The sequence below is a fragment of the Enterobacter cloacae complex sp. ECL414 genome, assembly GCF_021869685.1.
GTDB lineage: Bacteria > Pseudomonadota > Gammaproteobacteria > Enterobacterales > Enterobacteriaceae > Enterobacter > Enterobacter kobei.
The window spans coordinates 3217465-3233378 of sequence record NZ_CP091481.1; the positions used below are offsets into that span (position 1 = coordinate 3217465).

Annotated in this window: 14 protein-coding genes and 1 tRNA gene; 6 read left to right on the forward strand and 9 right to left on the reverse strand. The window is 54.3% G+C overall.

Translation table 11 applies throughout. The annotated features are described in order from the left end of the window. Positions 1–103 precede the first annotated feature (103 nt). On the forward strand, positions 104–388 hold the full coding sequence (rplY, locus tag L3068_RS15450) for a 50S ribosomal protein L25 (protein WP_014884594.1): 285 nt from the start codon (positions 104–106) through the stop codon (positions 386–388). Between the two features lie 51 nt (positions 389–439). Here rplY and yejK read toward each other — a convergent pair whose 3' ends face one another. Next, positions 440–1447, reverse strand: a complete 1008-nt coding sequence (yejK, locus tag L3068_RS15455) for a nucleoid-associated protein YejK (protein WP_014884595.1) — start codon at positions 1445–1447, stop codon at positions 440–442. Positions 1448–1581: 134 nt separating this feature from the next. Between yejK and L3068_RS15460 the strand changes: the two genes are divergently transcribed. The 3 genes from L3068_RS15460 to L3068_RS15470 all read left to right on the forward strand — a co-directional run bounded on the left by L3068_RS15460 (position 1582) and on the right by L3068_RS15470 (position 3737). After that, entirely contained in the window at positions 1582–1809 is a 228-nt protein-coding gene (locus L3068_RS15460; protein WP_117580821.1) for a YejL family protein, read from the forward strand. A gap of 19 nt (positions 1810–1828) precedes the next feature. Then, positions 1829–3589: an LPS biosynthesis-modulating metalloenzyme YejM gene (yejM, locus tag L3068_RS15465; RefSeq protein ID WP_023330941.1), complete on the forward strand. Its 1761-nt coding sequence runs from the start codon at positions 1829–1831 to the stop codon at positions 3587–3589. Between the two features lie 71 nt (positions 3590–3660). Further along, positions 3661–3737 (forward strand) — tRNA-Pro (locus L3068_RS15470). Between the two features lie 92 nt (positions 3738–3829). Here the strand turns inward: L3068_RS15470 and L3068_RS15475 are convergent. Then, complete coding sequence (locus L3068_RS15475; protein WP_008500962.1) at positions 3830–4090, reverse strand: DUF2534 family protein; 261 nt, start codon at positions 4088–4090, stop codon at positions 3830–3832. A 208-nt stretch (positions 4091–4298) separates the two neighbouring features. On the opposite strand from L3068_RS15475, the gene eco reads away from it, so the two are divergent. Continuing rightward, complete coding sequence (eco, locus tag L3068_RS15480; protein WP_045134317.1) at positions 4299–4799, forward strand: serine protease inhibitor ecotin; 501 nt, start codon at positions 4299–4301, stop codon at positions 4797–4799. A gap of 80 nt (positions 4800–4879) precedes the next feature. Here eco and mqo read toward each other — a convergent pair whose 3' ends face one another. Next, positions 4880–6529 (reverse strand): malate dehydrogenase (quinone), encoded by a 1650-nt coding sequence (mqo, locus tag L3068_RS15485; protein ID WP_014884599.1) that lies wholly within the window; start codon positions 6527–6529, stop codon positions 4880–4882. Positions 6530–6716: 187 nt separating this feature from the next. On the opposite strand from mqo, the gene L3068_RS15490 reads away from it, so the two are divergent. Next, the gene (locus tag L3068_RS15490; RefSeq protein ID WP_117580819.1) at positions 6717–8006 is read left to right on the forward strand and encodes a SulP family inorganic anion transporter; all 1290 of its coding nucleotides are present in this window, start codon (positions 6717–6719) and stop codon (positions 8004–8006) included. On the opposite strand, the gene mgtE is transcribed toward L3068_RS15490, so the two are convergent. From mgtE to L3068_RS15520, 6 genes are all read right to left on the reverse strand, one after another. Then, on the reverse strand, positions 7969–9405 hold the full coding sequence (gene mgtE, locus L3068_RS15495) for a magnesium transporter (RefSeq protein WP_014884601.1): 1437 nt from the start codon (positions 9403–9405) through the stop codon (positions 7969–7971). The genes L3068_RS15490 and mgtE overlap by 38 nt on opposite strands. Before the next feature lie 148 nt (positions 9406–9553). After that, entirely contained in the window at positions 9554–11197 is a 1644-nt protein-coding gene (locus L3068_RS15500; RefSeq protein WP_045281828.1) for a multidrug ABC transporter permease/ATP-binding protein, read from the reverse strand. Positions 11198–11266: 69 nt separating this feature from the next. Next, positions 11267–11923: a DNA oxidative demethylase AlkB gene (alkB, locus tag L3068_RS15505; RefSeq protein ID WP_023330945.1), complete on the reverse strand. Its 657-nt coding sequence runs from the start codon at positions 11921–11923 to the stop codon at positions 11267–11269. Then, positions 11923–12981 (reverse strand): bifunctional DNA-binding transcriptional regulator/O6-methylguanine-DNA methyltransferase Ada, encoded by a 1059-nt coding sequence (gene ada / locus L3068_RS15510; RefSeq protein WP_050862913.1) that lies wholly within the window; start codon positions 12979–12981, stop codon positions 11923–11925. Before ada ends, alkB begins: the two co-directional genes overlap by 1 nt. Positions 12982–13053: 72 nt before the next feature. Beyond that, positions 13054–14109 carry an FAD:protein FMN transferase ApbE gene (apbE, locus tag L3068_RS15515; RefSeq protein WP_045268966.1) on the reverse strand — a complete coding sequence of 352 codons (1056 nt, stop codon included), beginning with the start codon at positions 14107–14109 and terminating at the stop codon, positions 13054–13056. 115 nt (positions 14110–14224) lie between these two features. Beyond that, positions 14225–15340, reverse strand: coding sequence for a porin OmpC (locus L3068_RS15520; protein ID WP_014884606.1), 1116 nt, complete (start codon positions 15338–15340; stop codon positions 14225–14227). Positions 15341–15914: the final 574 nt, after the last annotated feature.

Sequence of the window (15914 nt, forward strand, 5' to 3'; positions counted from 1 at the left end):
CGGCGTTTGAGTATAAAATGCCGCCCGCTTCACATCCGTGGGGCAGAACACTCACCTGCTGCTGGGTCGCCTGTAGTAGGGTTTTAAATACAGAGAGAAATCAATGTTCACTATCGAAGCAGAAGTACGTAACGTGCAGGGTAAGGGTGCGAGCCGCCGCCTGCGTACCGCTAACAAGTTCCCGGCTATCGTTTACGGTGGCGAAGCTGCTCCAGTTGCAATCGAACTGGATCACGACAAAGTATGGAACCTGCAGACCAAAGCTGAATTCTACAGCGAAGTTCTGACCATCGTTGTTGGCGGTAAAGAAGAAAAAGTGAAAGTTCAGGCTGTTCAGCGTCACGCGTTCAAGCCAAAACTGACTCACATCGACTTCGTTCGCGCGTAATCGCAAACCTGTCGAGAAAAACCCCGCTTCGGCGGGGTTTTTTTATGGCGATTATTTACCGCCCGAGGTGCGACGCTGAAGCTGATCGCGCAGGTTTGGCGGCGTGCCTTTGATGGTCAGCGTATCGGTGGCAGGATCCCAGAAGATACGTTCCCCCAGCAGCATGGCATCGAAGTTGATGGTTAACCCACCGCCGCTCCCGGCAAATTTGGTTAACTGACGCAGCGTACTGCGATCCGCCGGGAAGCTCTCTTCAAGCTCATAGCCTTTCTCTGCGGTGAACGCCTGGAAGCTGACTTCGCTGACGCCCGCCAGCTCTTTTGACAGCGACTCCAGCTCAATCTCTTCCCCCGCCTGCAGCTGTTCGTTGCAGTAGCTGTAAACCTGCTGACGCACGTTCTGGCGTTCAGATTTATCGAGCTGCGCCTCAGCCGTAAAGTCATCTACCGCCTGCAACAGCCCTTTGTTCTGCGCTTTGGCGTTAAGTCCTTCGCTGGCGCCGAGGAAATCCATAAAGAAATCGGCCACTTTACGGCCCACACGCCCTTTCAGGAAGGTCAGGTAGCGGGTCGATTCCGGGTTGGTTTCCCACTCGGTCAAATCAATCCGCGCCACAATATCCGCATGGTTGATATCCAGATAATGCGTCGAGCTGATATCCAGCTGCTCATTCACGCGCATGCTGCTCAAGTTATTCAGCACGGTAACCAGCAGATACTCTACCGCCAGGTAGCGATAGTGGCAGAACAGGACGATGCCGCCGTCAGCGAACGGATATTTTGCCAGCTCGTCGCGCAGACGCCCGGTGGCCGCGCGGCTAAACGCCAGGAAATCCTCTTCCCCCTGACGCTGCAGGCGCAGGCTATCAGCCAGTTCACTCTCTTCGCTGAACAGACCATAGGCTTTATTTTTGGCGCTGTAGACGCGATGCAACTCAGCCATCATTTCCACAACGGTCGCCGTGGGTTCCAGTAACGAATCGCGTAGCACCACTTCAAGGGTTTGCTCATCACGCTTGATAAGCTGGTGCAAGGCAATCTGGTTGATTTCCAGACTCATGATAAACTCTCCTTTTAGACCGGGCGGTATTCAACCACCACCAGGACATGTGTGCAACAACAGATAAAAAAGGGGAAAAAAAGCTGTTGCTACGGTAATATGTTGCCCTTTCATCAACAAACTGATTTTGATTTATGCCACAACATTCCCGCTACAGTGATGAACACGTTGAACAACTGCTCAGTGAGCTGGTCAACGTACTGGAAAAACATAAAACGCCGGCCGATCTCTCCCTGATGGTTTTGGGAAATATGGTCACCAACCTTATCAACACCAGCGTTGCTCCGGCTCAGCGTCAGGCGATCGCAAAATCTTTCGCCCAGGCGTTACAGTCATCCGTCAGCAACGACCAAGCCCATTAAGGGAAACGAACAACAGTTTATGGTGACGAATCGTCAGCGCTACCGTGAAAAAGTCTCCCAGATGGTCAGCTGGGGACACTGGTTTGCCCTGTTTAACATTCTGTTAGCGGCGGTGATTGGCTGTCGTTATCTGTTTGTCGCAGACTGGCCAACCACGCTAACCGGGCGTATCTACTCCTGGATAAGCGTTGTCGGTCACTTTAGCTTTTTGGTATTCGCCACCTATCTGCTGATCCTGTTTCCTCTGACGTTTATCGTCATGTCGCAGCGTCTGATGCGGTTCTTATCCGCGATCCTTGCCACAGCAGGGATGACGCTGCTGCTTATCGACAGTGAAGTGTTCACCCGTTTCCACCTGCATCTTAACCCTATCGTCTGGGAACTGGTGATCAACCCTGACCAGAACGAAACGGCTCGTGACTGGCAGCTGATGTTTATCAGCGTCCCGGTGATCCTGCTGATTGAGATGTTGTTCGCCACCTGGAGCTGGCAAAAGCTCCGCAGCCTGACCCGACGCCGCCACTACGCGAAGCCCGTCGCCGCACTCTTTTTCATCTCATTTATCAGTTCGCACATCATGTACATCTGGGCGGATGCGAACTTCTATCGCCCCATTACGATGCAGCGTGCCAACCTGCCGCTCTCGTACCCCATGACGGCCCGTCGTTTCCTTGAGAAACACGGCCTGTTAGATGCCCAGGAGTATCAGCGTCGTCTGGTCGAACAGGGTAATCCGGAAGCGGTCAGCGTTCAGTATCCGCTGAGTGAACTGCGCTATCGCGATATGGGCCGCGGACAAAACGTCCTGCTGATTACCGTCGATGGTCTGAACTATTCCCGTTACGAGAAGCAGATGCCTGCGCTGGCCGATTTCGCGAGTCAAAACGTCTCGTTCACCCAGCATATGAGTTCCGGGAACACTACCGATGCGGGCATCTTTGGCCTGTTCTATGGCATTTCTGCCGGATACATGGATGGCGTTCTGGCTGCACGCATTCCTGCGGCGCTAATTACCGGACTGAATCAGCAAGGCTATCAGTTAGGGTTGTTCTCATCCGATGGCTTTAACAGCCCACTCTACCGCCAGGCGCTGTTGTCTGATTTCTCGCTGCCTGCTGCGCAGAGCCAGTCTGATACCCAGACCGCAAACCAGTGGATAAACTGGCTGCAGCGCTACGCCCAGGAAGATAACCGCTGGTTCTCGTGGGTGGCCTTTAACGGCACCACGCTTGACGACAGCAACCAGACTGGCTTTGCCCGCCGATACAGCCGTGCGGCCAGCAATGTTGACGCGCAGATCGGCCGCGTTCTTGACGCGCTACGCGAATCAGGCAAGCTCGATAACACTGTCGTGATTGTGACCGCAGGCCATGGTGTACCGCTCGGCGACGAAACGAAGAGCATGAGCTGGTCACGCCCGAACCTGCATGTACCGCTGGTGATCCACTGGCCGGGAACGCCGGCGCAGCGCATCAATATGCTCACTGAACATAAAGATGTTATGACGACCCTGATGCAACGCCTGCTGCACGTCAGTACGCCAGCAAACGAGTATTCGCAGGGGCAGGATCTTTTCAGCGCCGCGCGCCGCCATAATTGGGTGACATCAGCAGACGGTAACACGCTGGCGGTGACCACACCGACGCTGACGCTGGTGCTGAACAGTAACGGAAATTACCAGACGTATAATCTACAGGGTGAACGGTTGAAGGACCAGAAACCGCAGCTGAGCCTGTTGCTGCAGGTCCTGACGGATGAGAAGCGCTTTATCGCTAACTGATTAATTATAAACCAGTTAGCGACAGATTCTCTTGCATTCGAAACGGAATCGAGTAGTATCTTTTTATGCGTCGGCACGTAGCGCAGCCTGGTAGCGCACCGTCATGGGGTGTCGGGGGTCGGAGGTTCAAATCCTCTCGTGCCGACCAAAAACACATTGAAAACCAGCCTCTTATGGCTGGTTTTTTTTATGCATAAAAAAGCCACCCCGCAGGATGGCTTCCTTATCGCACGTCGGCGCTTAGTGCTTCTCACGTCCACCCAGGAAGAAAATGCCCAGCGGGATAGCAAGCAGAACGGTGAAGACAAGGCTGTAAACGAAGATCATCGCCGATTGCAGAACATACATGCTGGTGGTCCAGGCGGAGAGAGGAATGTTGTACTGTTCGATAACGCCAACAATGGTTGCCCGCCCCACGCACGCGGCCGCAATCATAAACACAACCAGTAGCGCCAGGAGGAACTTGCGGCCTTCAGGTGTTTTCAGTTTTGCACGAACCATCTCTCTTCCCTTTACAGATGAATAACATTATGTGGCGTTCAAAATAACACGATCTGCCGCCAGATACCATTTCAGCACAAAAAACTGGATTTATAGTGCAAGTCAGGTTCATTACACCACTTATATTGAAAATGTAAGTAAATGACGCTAATCATTCATAAGTGTTATGCTAATCTGATTCGGCTCGTTTTGACATAAAGGAATGACAATGAAAAACGCACCTAAATTTGCCATCGCCCTGATTGCCGCGTGCATCAGCACCGGCGCTTTCGCCAGCGAAACCCAAAAAGAGCAGCCGCTGGAAAAAGTTGCCCCCTATCCGAAAGCGGACAAAGGGATGAAACGTCAGGTGATTCAGCTACCGGTTCTGCAGGACGAAGCGAACTACAAAGTGGAGCTGTTGATTGGTAAAACGCTGGAAGTGGACTGTAACCAGCACCGACTGGGCGGCCAACTGGAGAGCAAAACGCTGGAAGGTTGGGGCTACGATTACTACGTCTTCGACAAAGTGACCTCCCCCGTCTCCACCATGATGGCGTGCCCGGACGGCAAGAAAGAGAAGAAATTTGTAACGGCATATCTGGGTGATAACAGTCTGCTGCGCTATAACAGCAAGTTGCCTGTCGTGGTGTATACGCCTGAAAACGTAGAAGTGAAATACCGCGTATGGAAAGCGGATGAGAATGTCGGACAAGCGGTAGTACGTTGAAATTAAGTCGGGTGGCGGCTTCGCCTTACCCGACCTACAACACTAAAAACGGTAACGAATGTTACCGTTTTGCTTTTACCTTACAGGGCGATATCCGCAACCGGTTTGTTTTCCGCCTGAGGCTTCAGTTCCGCCTTTGGCGCAGCATCCGCTGCCTGCGGCTTCACATATTGCAACTGCAATACGCGGCTGGTGTATTCCAGCTCCTGCTCCGTCGCGTCGACATTCCCGTTCAGCTTCGTACCGTAGGATGGAATAATCGTTTTCAGCTTCGCCTGCCATTCCGGGCTGGCAACTTTATCTTTAAACACTTTTTCCATCAGGTGCAGCATGATTGGCGCAGCAGTAGATGCACCCGGTGACGCGCCCAGCAGCGCGGCAATCGTGCCATCCTTATCGCTCACCACTTCCGTACCCAGACGCAGCACGCCGCCCTCTTTCGGGTCACGCTTGATGATCTGAACGCGCTGTCCCGCCTGCCACAGACGCCAGTCTTCTTTCTTCGCCTGCGGATAGTACTCTTTCAGCGCCTCGAAGCGTTCCTCGTCAGAGAGCATCACCTGGCTGATGAGATATTTCACCAGATCGAAGTTATCCAGACCCACGTCCATCATCGGCTTGACGTTAGAGGTGGTCGTGGCGCTGAGCAGATCCCACAGGGAGCCATTTTTCAGGAACTTGGTGGAGAAAGTCGCGAACGGTCCGAACAGCACCACGCGCTTACCGTCAAGCATACGGGTGTCGATGTGTGGAACAGACATCGGCGGTGCACCGACGGAAGCCTGACCGTACACTTTTGCCAGATGACGATTCACCACTTCCGGGTTCTCGGATACCAGGAACTGACCGCCAACCGGGAATCCCGCATAGTCGTCAGCTTCAGGAATACCGGACTCCTGCAGCAGTTTCAGCGCCGCCCCACCGGCACCAATAAAGACAAACTTCGCCTTGATGACGTGCTCGGCTTCGTTGTTTTTCAGATCGGCAACGGTCACACTCCAGCTGTTATCCGCGTTGCGCTTAAAACCACGCACTTCGGTGCTGAGCTGCAGGTTGAAGTTCTCTTTCTTCTTCAGAGACGTCACCAGCTGACGGGTAATTTCGCCATAATTAACGTCGGTACCAATTTCGGTCCGGGTCGCGGCCACTTTCTGGTTCGGGTCACGACCTTCCATCACCAGCGGCGCCCACTCTTTGATCTGAGCGTGGTCTTCAGAGTATTTCATCCCACGGAAGAGCGTGCTCTGCTGCAGCGCAGCGTAACGCGCGCGCAGGAAGTTGACGTTCTGCTCGCCCCACACAAAGCTCATGTGCGGTACGGTGTTAATGAAGGAGTGCGGGTCATGCATCACGCCGCTGTTGACCTGGTGAGACCAGAACTGGCGTGAGATCTGAAACGCTTCGTTGATCTCTACCGCCTTCTCGATACTAATGGAACCGTCCTTTTTCTGCGGCGTATAGTTCAGTTCCATGAGTGCCGAATGTCCGGTACCGGCGTTGTTCCAGCCGTTCGAACTTTCCTGCGCCACGCCATCAAGGCGCTCGACCATGGTCATGGACCAGTCCGGCTGAAGTTCTTGCAGATAGGTTCCCAGCGTGGCGCTCATGATACCGCCACCAATTAAAAGGACGTCCGTTTCCTGCTCTTTAGGGGTGTCAGCTTTCGCCGCCATAGAGACGGTGTTAAGCCCCACGGCCAGAGAAAAGAGCATGGCAGTCATTTTTTTCATAATTTATGCCTTAGTGTAAAAGTGCTTGATGCGTGGAAATTGCAGGTGAAAAAAGCTGCGGAGGCACGGTAACAACTTTTAAATATTGTTTAAAGGTTACGAAATTATTGTAATTGTGAAATTTAATGGTGGGTTGTTTGTAAGGAATTATCGATGTGGCTGGTAAATCGTGGGTTTACTGGCTAGTATGTGGCGTTTTGTGATCGCGCGCACGGAAGCCTGCCCTAATCTGCGAAGAGTTATGTCCTTACCCCATTCTGCTGTACCCGGCGAAGACCGCGTCACCACGGTCCTTAGCTCGCCAAAACTTCTGATGCGTGAAACGCTGGCGGGCGTCATTACCGCCCTGGCCCTGGTCCCTGAAGTGATCTCATTTTCGGTGGTTGCAGGCGTTGATCCCAAAGTCAGCCTGATCGCCTCCGTGGTGTTGTGTTTTGCTTTGTCTGTGCTGGGCGGTCGTCCGGCGATGGTCACGGCGGCGGCCGGTTCCGTGGCGCTGGTTATTGGCCCGATGGTGCACCAGCACGGCGTGCAGTACATTCTTCCGGCGGTTCTCATGGCGGGGGTGATCCAAATACTGTTTGGCGCACTGGGCATGGCAAGGCTGATGCGCTTTATCCCTCAGTCGGTGATGACCGGGTTTGTTAACGCCCTCGGCATCTTAATTTTCTTTGCTCAGGTTCCGCACTTCTGGAGCCGAAGCCCGTTAATCGTCGGCCTGTTCGTGCTCACGCTGCTTATCGTGCTGTGGGTGCCGCGCTATATCAAAAGCATCCCTTCCCCGCTGATTGCGATAGTGGTGCTCACGTTGTTCACCGTTACCAGCGGGCAAATTCTGCCGACGGTGGGTGATGAAGGCTCGATGAGTGGCGGGTTACCGGGACTGACGCAACTGCTGGTCCCCCTGAACATAGAAACGTTAAGCATTATCTGGCCGTGCGCGTTAAGCATTGCGTTCGTCGGGCTGCTGGAGTCACTGCTAACGGCGAAGCTGGTGGATGAACTGACCGTCACCCCGTCCAGTAAACGCCGTGAAAGCATCGGGTTGGGCGTGGGCAATATCCTGGCCGGGCTCTATGGCGGGATCGCAGGCTGCGCGATGATTGGACAAACCATCGTCAACGTGGAGATGGGGAAAGGCCGAAGCCGTATTTCAACGTTAGCGGCTGGTATCGTTTTACTGGTGCTGGTGACGGCGCTGAGCGACGTGATGGCTAAAATTCCGATGGCGGTGCTGGCAGGCATTATGGCGATAGTCGCCATCAGAACCTTCAGCTGGCACAGCATTCAGCCCGCAACGGTAAAAAATGCACCGGTTGCGGAAACCGTCGTGATGCTGGTGACGGTCGCCGCAACGGTATCAACCGGTAACCTGGCGATTGGCGTGCTGGGGGGGATTATCCTCATGGCACTGCTTCCCGCCCGCATTAAACGTCGTCTTAAAGCAGAAAAAGCGTTGCAAGCCCAAGAAAAATAAAGAAACCACCGGTATCGGTGATGGCAGTGATCATCACGCTCGACCCCACCGCGGGGTCGCGCCCCAGCTTGGTCATGGTCAGTGGAATAATGACCCCCATCATCGATGCCACCAGTAAATTCAGCACCATCGCCAGCATCATCACCCCGCCTAAGGCCATATCGTCATACAGCCACCAGGTGATGCCCCCCATAATGCCGCCCCACACCAGGCCGTTGATCAGCGCCACCCCCATCTCCCTGAAGATCAGAAAGGCGAAATTGCCGGGCTGAATATTTTCCAGCGCCAGCGCGCGGACGATCATCGTAATGGTCTGGTTTCCTGTATTGCCGCCAATCCCGGCCACAATCGGCATCAATGACGCAAGAGCCACCAGCTGTGAAATGGTGTGTTCAAAGCCATCGATTACGCGGGAGGCGATAAAGGCGGTACACAAATTAATGGCAAGCCACGCCCAGCGCGTTTTCACCGCCTTACCGACGGAGGCGTGGACGTCATCTTCGGCACTGATCCCCCCGAGCGCGCGCAGGTCGTTATCGGTCTCTTCGTAGACCACGTCAACGATCTCATCAACCGTCAGACGGCCCATCAGCTTGCCGACGGAATCCACGACGGCCGCACTCACGAGGTCGTCACGTTCGAAGGTACGTGCCGCTTTTTCAGCATCGTCTTCAGGAGAGAAGACCATCGGCTCGTTTTCCATCACCTCACTGACTCGCCGCTGGGTGCTGTTAAGCAGGATCGTTTTCAGCTCCAGCTCGCCCAGCAGGGTTTTATCCCGCGAGGTAACGAACAGTTTATCGGTGTTATCCGGCATCTTGCCCAGGCGACGCAGGTAGCGCTGCACGGTACCGAGCGTGACGTCCGGACGCACCGTGATAACGCCAAACTCCATGATCGCGCCGACGCTATTTTTCTCGTAGTGCATCACCTGACGGACACGCGCGCGCTCATCGGCAGGCAGGGAGGCCAGCAGGCGACCGGTCAGGTTACGCGGCAGGTGTTGTACAAGGTAAATCTGTTCGTCGATATCCAGCGTTTGCAGCGCATCGAGAATGTCCCGGTCGCTCATCTCGTCGATCAGGTCATCCCAGACGTTTTCCGAAGCTTCAAGCAGTACCTGCCCGCGCTCGTGATCCTGCACCAGACGCCACAGGGCGTGACGCTCTTCGGAGGGAAGTGCTTCGAGCGTATCCGCCAGATCCGGCGGGGGTAAATGAGCAACCAGCGCACCTACCTCAGCAATATCGTCGGCTAAAGTGCCGACATCATATTGCTCAGCCAGGGTCAGTTTGCCTAATAACGTAGAAGTGACCGCTTTATCGGTCGTGAGAAGCCAGATGAGTCGCGCACGCTCCTGATCGCGCTGCCTGGCGCTGTTTTTCTTTAATACCGACATCAATCATAAATCCATTAAATGAGTTGGCGTTAAGCATAGCGCGAGGATATGTAAATAAGAATAAACAACGGGACGGGATGAAGAAAAAAACGGCATTACGGCCACGATCTATCCCCTCTCCCTGTGGGAGAGGGTTAAGGTGAGGGCATCAGGCCGTGCGCGCCACCGCATCACGCGAGGCCGCCGCACGCTCGTCACCGGTCAATTCGCTCAGCTTGCCATCGCGCATCTCCAGCAGACGGTCGGCGTGAATGAAGTAGTGATCGTCGTGGCTAATGGCGAAAATGGTTTTGCCCATCTCCTGCATCAGCGGCAGCAGCACCTGATAGAACTCACGGCGGAAGTGGGGATCCTGATCCGCCGCCCATTCGTCCAGCAGAATGATATCGCGCTCTTCCGCCAGCGCCAGCAGCAGCGCCACGCGCTTCTTCTGCCCTTTAGAGAGCTTCAGGTTGAGAATTTTACCGTCCTGAAGCTCCAGCTTGTGCGACATCTGCAGCTGTGCCAGCCATTTTTCCACCAGCACAGGATTGGCCTGCTGCCCTTCAGGGCCGAGCAGCCGATCGAACAGCCAGACGTCGGTAAATACCGCCGAAAAGAGCTTGCGGTAGTCCTCAGGTTTCCCGGCACTCAGCGCCTTACCGTCCAGCAAAATCTCGCCCGACTGCGGCTGGTAGAGTCCGGTGAGCAACATCGCCAGCGTGGATTTACCGCTGCCGTTACCGCCGATGAGGAACAGCAGTTCACCGCGGTGAATCGTCAGGTTGACCGGCCCCACGGAGAAGGCGTTGTCCTGATAGCGGAACGTCACGTCGCGCAGCTCCAGCGTATGCCAGTCCGGGAAGGCTTGCGGGCGCGGGAATTCCGCCTTAAATGGCGCGAGGTCGAATTTTTTGAGCTTGTTAAACGCCACCTGTGCGCTCAGCAAGGTGGGCAATGCGCCGACCGCCGAGAGCAGCGGCGTGCGTAAAAACAGCAGCGTCAGTGAGTAGGTTGCCGCCACGTTGGTGTCCGCCCAGCCCAGGCTGTTCGCCATCCAGAATACCAGGCCAATGGCACCCAGCATCATGATATTTGACCAGTTCACCGCGCTCAGGTGGTAAGTATCGGCGCGGATGATGTGATGCCGATATTCGCGCGCGTCCGGGATATAGAGGTGATTGAAGATATACTCGGCGCGCTCGCGGTTCAGGGTCAGCTCCTTGCGCCCTTCCAGCACCGTCTGGTAATCGTTATACAGTTTATCTTCCGTTTCGCGCAGCACCGCCATGTGTTTATAGACGCGTGACACCAGCACAAAGCCGCCCCAGATGGTAATGGCAATCCACAGAGCGGTCACCGCCAGCATTTTACTGGAGAGCCAGGCAAGATAAGCCGCCGAGCCAAAGGTCAGAATGATCCCCTGCACCAGCTCCGGCAGACGAACAAACGCGATGGTGATAGCCCGCACGTCGCTGGTCAGCCCCGCCAGCAGGGAGGCGCTGCCAAGTTGCTCCACCCGTTCAACCTGAGTGTCCAGGATCCGCTTGATAAATTCGCTGCGCAAACGGAAAACGAAATGGTGGCCGAGCGCGGTTAGCGCCAGCTGAGAGCCAAGCGTAACCGCCATCAACAGCAGCAGCAGGCCGAGAAACTCTGGCAAAACAGAGAGTGAGGTATCGACCATTTCAATCAACCGCACGTTAATAAACGCGATCAGGCCAATACCCAATGCGGCGCTGGCAAGGCTTAACGCCATGACGGCAATGAAGGGCCAGCGATACTGACGCCAGACAAGGAGAAGTAGTTGCATGCAGGCAATCCGGACAATAAAAATCAGCCAGCAGTGTAAACTGCCCGGCGTGTACATCAAGAATAATTCTTATTTTTGTTTACTAAACCCTGCCTGGCGAAACGTCAGGTTAAAACGGTACTCGCCAGTGAGGGGATGCACCCCGGGTTTCAGAGGCTGAATGCCGTGATAATACAGCCGCGATTCCCTGCCCCACACCACCACGTCGCCATGCTCCAGCATAATGCGTTTGAGCGGATCGTTACGGCGTAATCCGCCAAACTGGAAGACGGCAGGAAGCCCTAACGATACCGAGACGATGGGCGCGCGGAGATCGGGTTCATCTTTATCCTGATGCAGGGAGAGTTTCGCGCCGACGGCGTAGCGGTTAATCAGGCAGGCATCCGGTCGGAAGTCAGGATAATCAGCGGCAACGGCAGCCTCGTGGCAGAGAGCCTGAAAAACCGCAGGCATCGGGGGCCACGGCTGGCCGGTCGCGGGATCGTTAGGCGCATACAGGTAGCCTCGTTCATTCGTCGCCCACCCTAATTCGCCGCAGTTCGCCATGGCCACCGACATCGTGTAACCGCCCGGCGTGACCATATGGCGAAACGGGGAAACCGCCGTCACCTCTTCTATACCCGCAAGCAGCGCCGCCGCACGGGAGAGCGCGAAGCGACGCAAAATAACCGCCCCCGGTGCCAGTGGTTCCTGCCAGGGTTCCGCATCCGCAAAAAGATCGAGCATTATCCCTCCTGGCGTTTCGCCTCACGTTTTAGCAATAGCGCTTTTCGCGCCGTCCCCCATCGGTAACCCGACAGTGCGCCATCGTTACGGACAACGCGGTGACAGGGGATCACAATCGCCAGCCTGTTTGCCGCACAGGCTCCCGCGACGGCACGTACCGCGTTGGGTTGTCCAATCGCCTGCGCCACCTGCTGATAACTTGCCGTTTCACCGCAGGGAATTTCACGAAGGGCCTGCCAGACTCGCTGCTGGAACGCGGTTCCGCGTATATCCAGCGGCAGTTCAAGCGGCGCTGCGCGGTTATCAATACTGGCAATCACCTGGTGGATACGCTGCGCGAAGGCATCTTCCTGCGGCGCGGGCTCTGCTTTTGGAAACAGCGTCGCCAGCTCCCCGGCTAATTCGGCATCGTCGTCACCGAGCAATATTGCGCAAATCCCCCGCTCGCTTTCAGCAACCAGACAGCGTCCTAATGAGCAGTCATCGATGGCGTACTGCACCGCCACGTCGCCTTTGCGGTACTGCTTCGCCGTCATACCCAGCGCATCTGTCGCTTTACGATAATAGCTGCTGCTGTCGGGAAAGCCTGCGGCCAGCACGGCATCGGTAACGGTATCCCCCTGGGCAAGCGCCGTGCGCAGACGTTGACCGCGCGCCGCCTGCTGCCAGGCTTTTGGCGTCATTCCGGTAACGGACTTAAACAGCCGGTGGAAGTGAAAAGGACTCATGGCCACCTGCTGCGCCAGACCGTCCAGCGTTAACGCAGGATCCTGCTCCAGAAGGCGACAGGCGTGCTCCACTTTCGCCAGCTTCTGCTGCTGCGGATCGCGTTTATCCGGCATACAGCGCTTGCACGGGCGAAACCCTGCCTCAATGGCATGGTGAACATCAGGATAGAAGTGGACGTTTTTACGCAGGGCGTGACGTGCCCGGCAGGACGGACGACAGACAATCCCCGTCGTTTGCACGGCAAAGACAAACTGATCGTCAGCACGCGGATCGCGAGCCAGTACAGCCTGCCAGCGTTCCTCATCGGTCATATAGGTTGGATTTTTCATCATCAGCTCCTCTTACAAGCATACCTGTAGCGTGCCTGAGTGCCACTGATAAAAAACCCGCAACCTTGCTTTTTAATTTTTGTCGCTCACCAGGAAACTGTTGAACTGCGGCGAGCTCCAGGTTTTAAACTCGTCGCCCTCTTTGGTGATCATATACACCGCCAGCCCTTCCTGACGAACCACCTCTTTCGCTTTTTCCGGGCCGAGGACCATTAAGCCGGTATCCCAGGCATCGGCTTCCAGCGCCGTCGGCGCAATCACCGTCACAGAGACCAGATTATGCGCGATCGGCCGCCCGGTCTGCGGATCAATAACATGCGAGATGCGCTTCCCGTCAAGCTCGTAATAGTTACGGTAACTCCCGGAGGTGCTGATGCCATGTCCGTTGATATCGACTATCGCCTGCACGGCATTTTGCCGATCGGTCGGTTTTTGAATCGCTACGCGCCACGGTTTATCGCTGGCGTTCATGCCCCGGCTGACTAACGCGCCGCCCACGGAGACCAGATAGCGCGAAATGCCTTCCTGCGTCATCAGCGCGGCAAGGTGATCCGCCGCGTAGCCTTCCCCTACCGTCGACAGATCGACAAACAGATCGGGGATATCTTTTTGCAGGTACTGTTGGCCGTACTGATTGATCACCGTCAGATGCTGCAGCCCTGTCCGGGCACGGGCATCATCAATAGCCGCCTGATCGGGCGTCGCCACCGGCTGTTTATTCGGGCCAAATCCCCAGAGATTCACCAGCGGCCCGACGGTCACGTCCATCGCACCGTTGGTTTTATATCCCACGCGAATGGACTCGGTGACGATATCAGCCATCGCTTCACTCACCGGCCACAGAGACGTACTGGTGGAGAGGTTAAAGCGCATCAGCGCCGAGTCATTTTTGTAGGTCGACAGCAGCTGATCGTCGGCGTCCAGCTGAGACTGGATTTTGCCGCGAAGTTCTTCCGTGCGCGTTTTATCGAGATTCATCACGCTGACGCGCCAGAAGGTGCCCATCGTTTTGCCTTCGAGCACCGTGGCAGCGGGTGCGTCGGTTTTCGCCACGGGGGCGGGATCGTTACATGCGGTCAGGAAAAAAAGCATAGCCAGAAAGCTGGCGCGTAAAAAAGTCATATCCATTCATTATTATCCTCATGCCAGGGCGGCAAGAGTACACCAAAACGGGTCAATTGTGAGATCCAAAAACACGCACAAAAAAGGGGCCACCAGGCCCCTAAGTCATACTACGACGCGATTAGAACTGGTAAACCAGACCCAGCGCGACGATATCATCAGTACCGATACCGGCCTGACGGGTGAACTCATTTTCATCAACCAGGTTGATTTTGTAATCCACGTAGGTAGACATGTTTTTGTTGAAGTAGTAAGTCGCACCCACATCAACATATTTCAGCAGATCCTGGTCGCCATACCCTTCGATGTCCTTACCTTTAGACTGCAGGTAAGCCACGGATGGACGCAGGCCGAAGTCGAACTGGTACTGAGCAACCACTTCGAAGTTCTGCGCTTTGTTAGCGAAACCGTAGATATCGCTGCTGCTCTGAGAGTTGCCGAAACGTGTTGCGTTATAAGTCTGAGAGTACTGCGCGGCCAGATAGATGTTGTTGGCATCGTATTTCAGGCCACCCGTATAGACTTCGGCATGATCGCCTTCGCCTTTCAGGGCTGGGTTAGCCGTGTTGTTCTGATCGGCGGTACGTTTGGAAGAAGACATTGCACCACCGATGCTGAAGCCTTCGCCCAGGTTATAGGTCAGGGACGCACCGTAACCGTCGCCGTTCTGTTTCAGGGTGCTACGGCCGGTGTCGTTTTCACCGCTTACGCTACCGTTTTTACCCTGATACTGCAGAGCAAAGTTCAGGCCATCCACCAGACCAAAGAAGTCCTGGTTACGGTAGGTTGCCACGCCGTTAGCACGAGATTGCAGGAAGTTGTCTGCACCGTAGGTATCACCACCAAATTCTGGCAGCACGTCAGTCCAGGATGTTACGTCGTAGATCACACCGTAGTTACGACCGTAATCGAAAGAACCCGCTTCAGCGAATTTCAGACCAGCAAACGCCACACGGGTCCAGGCCTGGTTGTCGCTTTCTGTTGTGTTGCCCTGGATCTGGTATTCCCACTGGCCGTAACCGGTCAGCTGATCGTTAACCTGAGTTTCACCTTTGAAGCCAAGACGCATGTAGGTCTGGTCACCGTCAGCACTCTTGTCGTCAGAGAAATAGTGCAGACCATCAACTTTGCCGTACAGATCTAATTTGTTGCCATCTTTGTTATAAATTTCAGCCGCATTTGCTGCGCCTGCTACCAGCAGTGCTGGTACCAGGAGGGACAGTACTTTAACTTTCATTTTATTAACCCTCTGTTATATGCCTTATAATTGCCACTGCTTACTGGCTAACCCTCATTAACCAGTCGGCAATTTCATTCTCCGCAAAATTACAGAATAATCCAATGCGAATATGATACGAAAACTTTGAAGATGTTTCATTCATCTATCAACATGTTTCAAAATGTTAATACCAAGGAACTTTTACAAAGCACAAATAGCTTAGAAAATTAGCATTTATTATCAAAATTAATATTATTTCATTAAATTTCAATGAATTGTGATATAAATCGTTACAGCACTGAATGACAAAACAAGATCGCACCTAATCTCTAAAATAACTCTCGCTATCATCATTAACTTTATTTATTACCGTCATTCAGTTTTGAATGTCTGTTTATCCCTAATTGAGCCGAATGCATCGCATTCGGTTTTTTTTTACCCTTCTTTACGTAACTTTTCTTTTTATGTGCTACCAGCACGAAATTGTAACGACTATTAACTAATCCCGTTACGAGGGTCAACCAACGTGTAAAAATTCAGCAGAAACTTAATTTCTTGTTAATTCGTGCTATTTACTGGCGAGAAGTTTCTT

Bases quoted from the DNA above. Each gene is read 5' to 3' on its own strand.
- L3068_RS15500 (WP_045281828.1), bottom strand. From the start codon at position 11,197: ATGCAACTACTTCTCCTTGTCTGGCGTCAGTATCGCTGGCCCTTCATT.
- alkB (WP_023330945.1), bottom strand. From the start codon at position 11,923: ATGCTCGATCTTTTTGCGGATGCGGAACCCTGGCAGGAACCACTGGCA.
- apbE (WP_045268966.1), bottom strand. From the start codon at position 14,109: ATGGATATGACTTTTTTACGCGCCAGCTTTCTGGCTATGCTTTTTTTC.
- mqo (WP_014884599.1), bottom strand. From the start codon at position 6,529: ATGAAAAAAATGACTGCCATGCTCTTTTCTCTGGCCGTGGGGCTTAAC.
- rplY (WP_014884594.1), top strand. From the start codon at position 104: ATGTTCACTATCGAAGCAGAAGTACGTAACGTGCAGGGTAAGGGTGCG.
- yejM (WP_023330941.1), top strand. From the start codon at position 1,829: ATGGTGACGAATCGTCAGCGCTACCGTGAAAAAGTCTCCCAGATGGTC.
- L3068_RS15520 (WP_014884606.1), bottom strand. From the start codon at position 15,340: ATGAAAGTTAAAGTACTGTCCCTCCTGGTACCAGCACTGCTGGTAGCA.
- mgtE (WP_014884601.1), bottom strand. From the start codon at position 9,405: ATGTCGGTATTAAAGAAAAACAGCGCCAGGCAGCGCGATCAGGAGCGT.
- L3068_RS15460 (WP_117580821.1), top strand. From the start codon at position 1,582: ATGCCACAACATTCCCGCTACAGTGATGAACACGTTGAACAACTGCTC.
- ada (WP_050862913.1), bottom strand. From the start codon at position 12,981: ATGAAAAATCCAACCTATATGACCGATGAGGAACGCTGGCAGGCTGTA.
- eco (WP_045134317.1), top strand. From the start codon at position 4,299: ATGAAAAACGCACCTAAATTTGCCATCGCCCTGATTGCCGCGTGCATC.
- yejK (WP_014884595.1), bottom strand. From the start codon at position 1,447: ATGAGTCTGGAAATCAACCAGATTGCCTTGCACCAGCTTATCAAGCGT.
- L3068_RS15475 (WP_008500962.1), bottom strand. From the start codon at position 4,090: ATGGTTCGTGCAAAACTGAAAACACCTGAAGGCCGCAAGTTCCTCCTG.
- L3068_RS15490 (WP_117580819.1), top strand. From the start codon at position 6,717: ATGTGGCGTTTTGTGATCGCGCGCACGGAAGCCTGCCCTAATCTGCGA.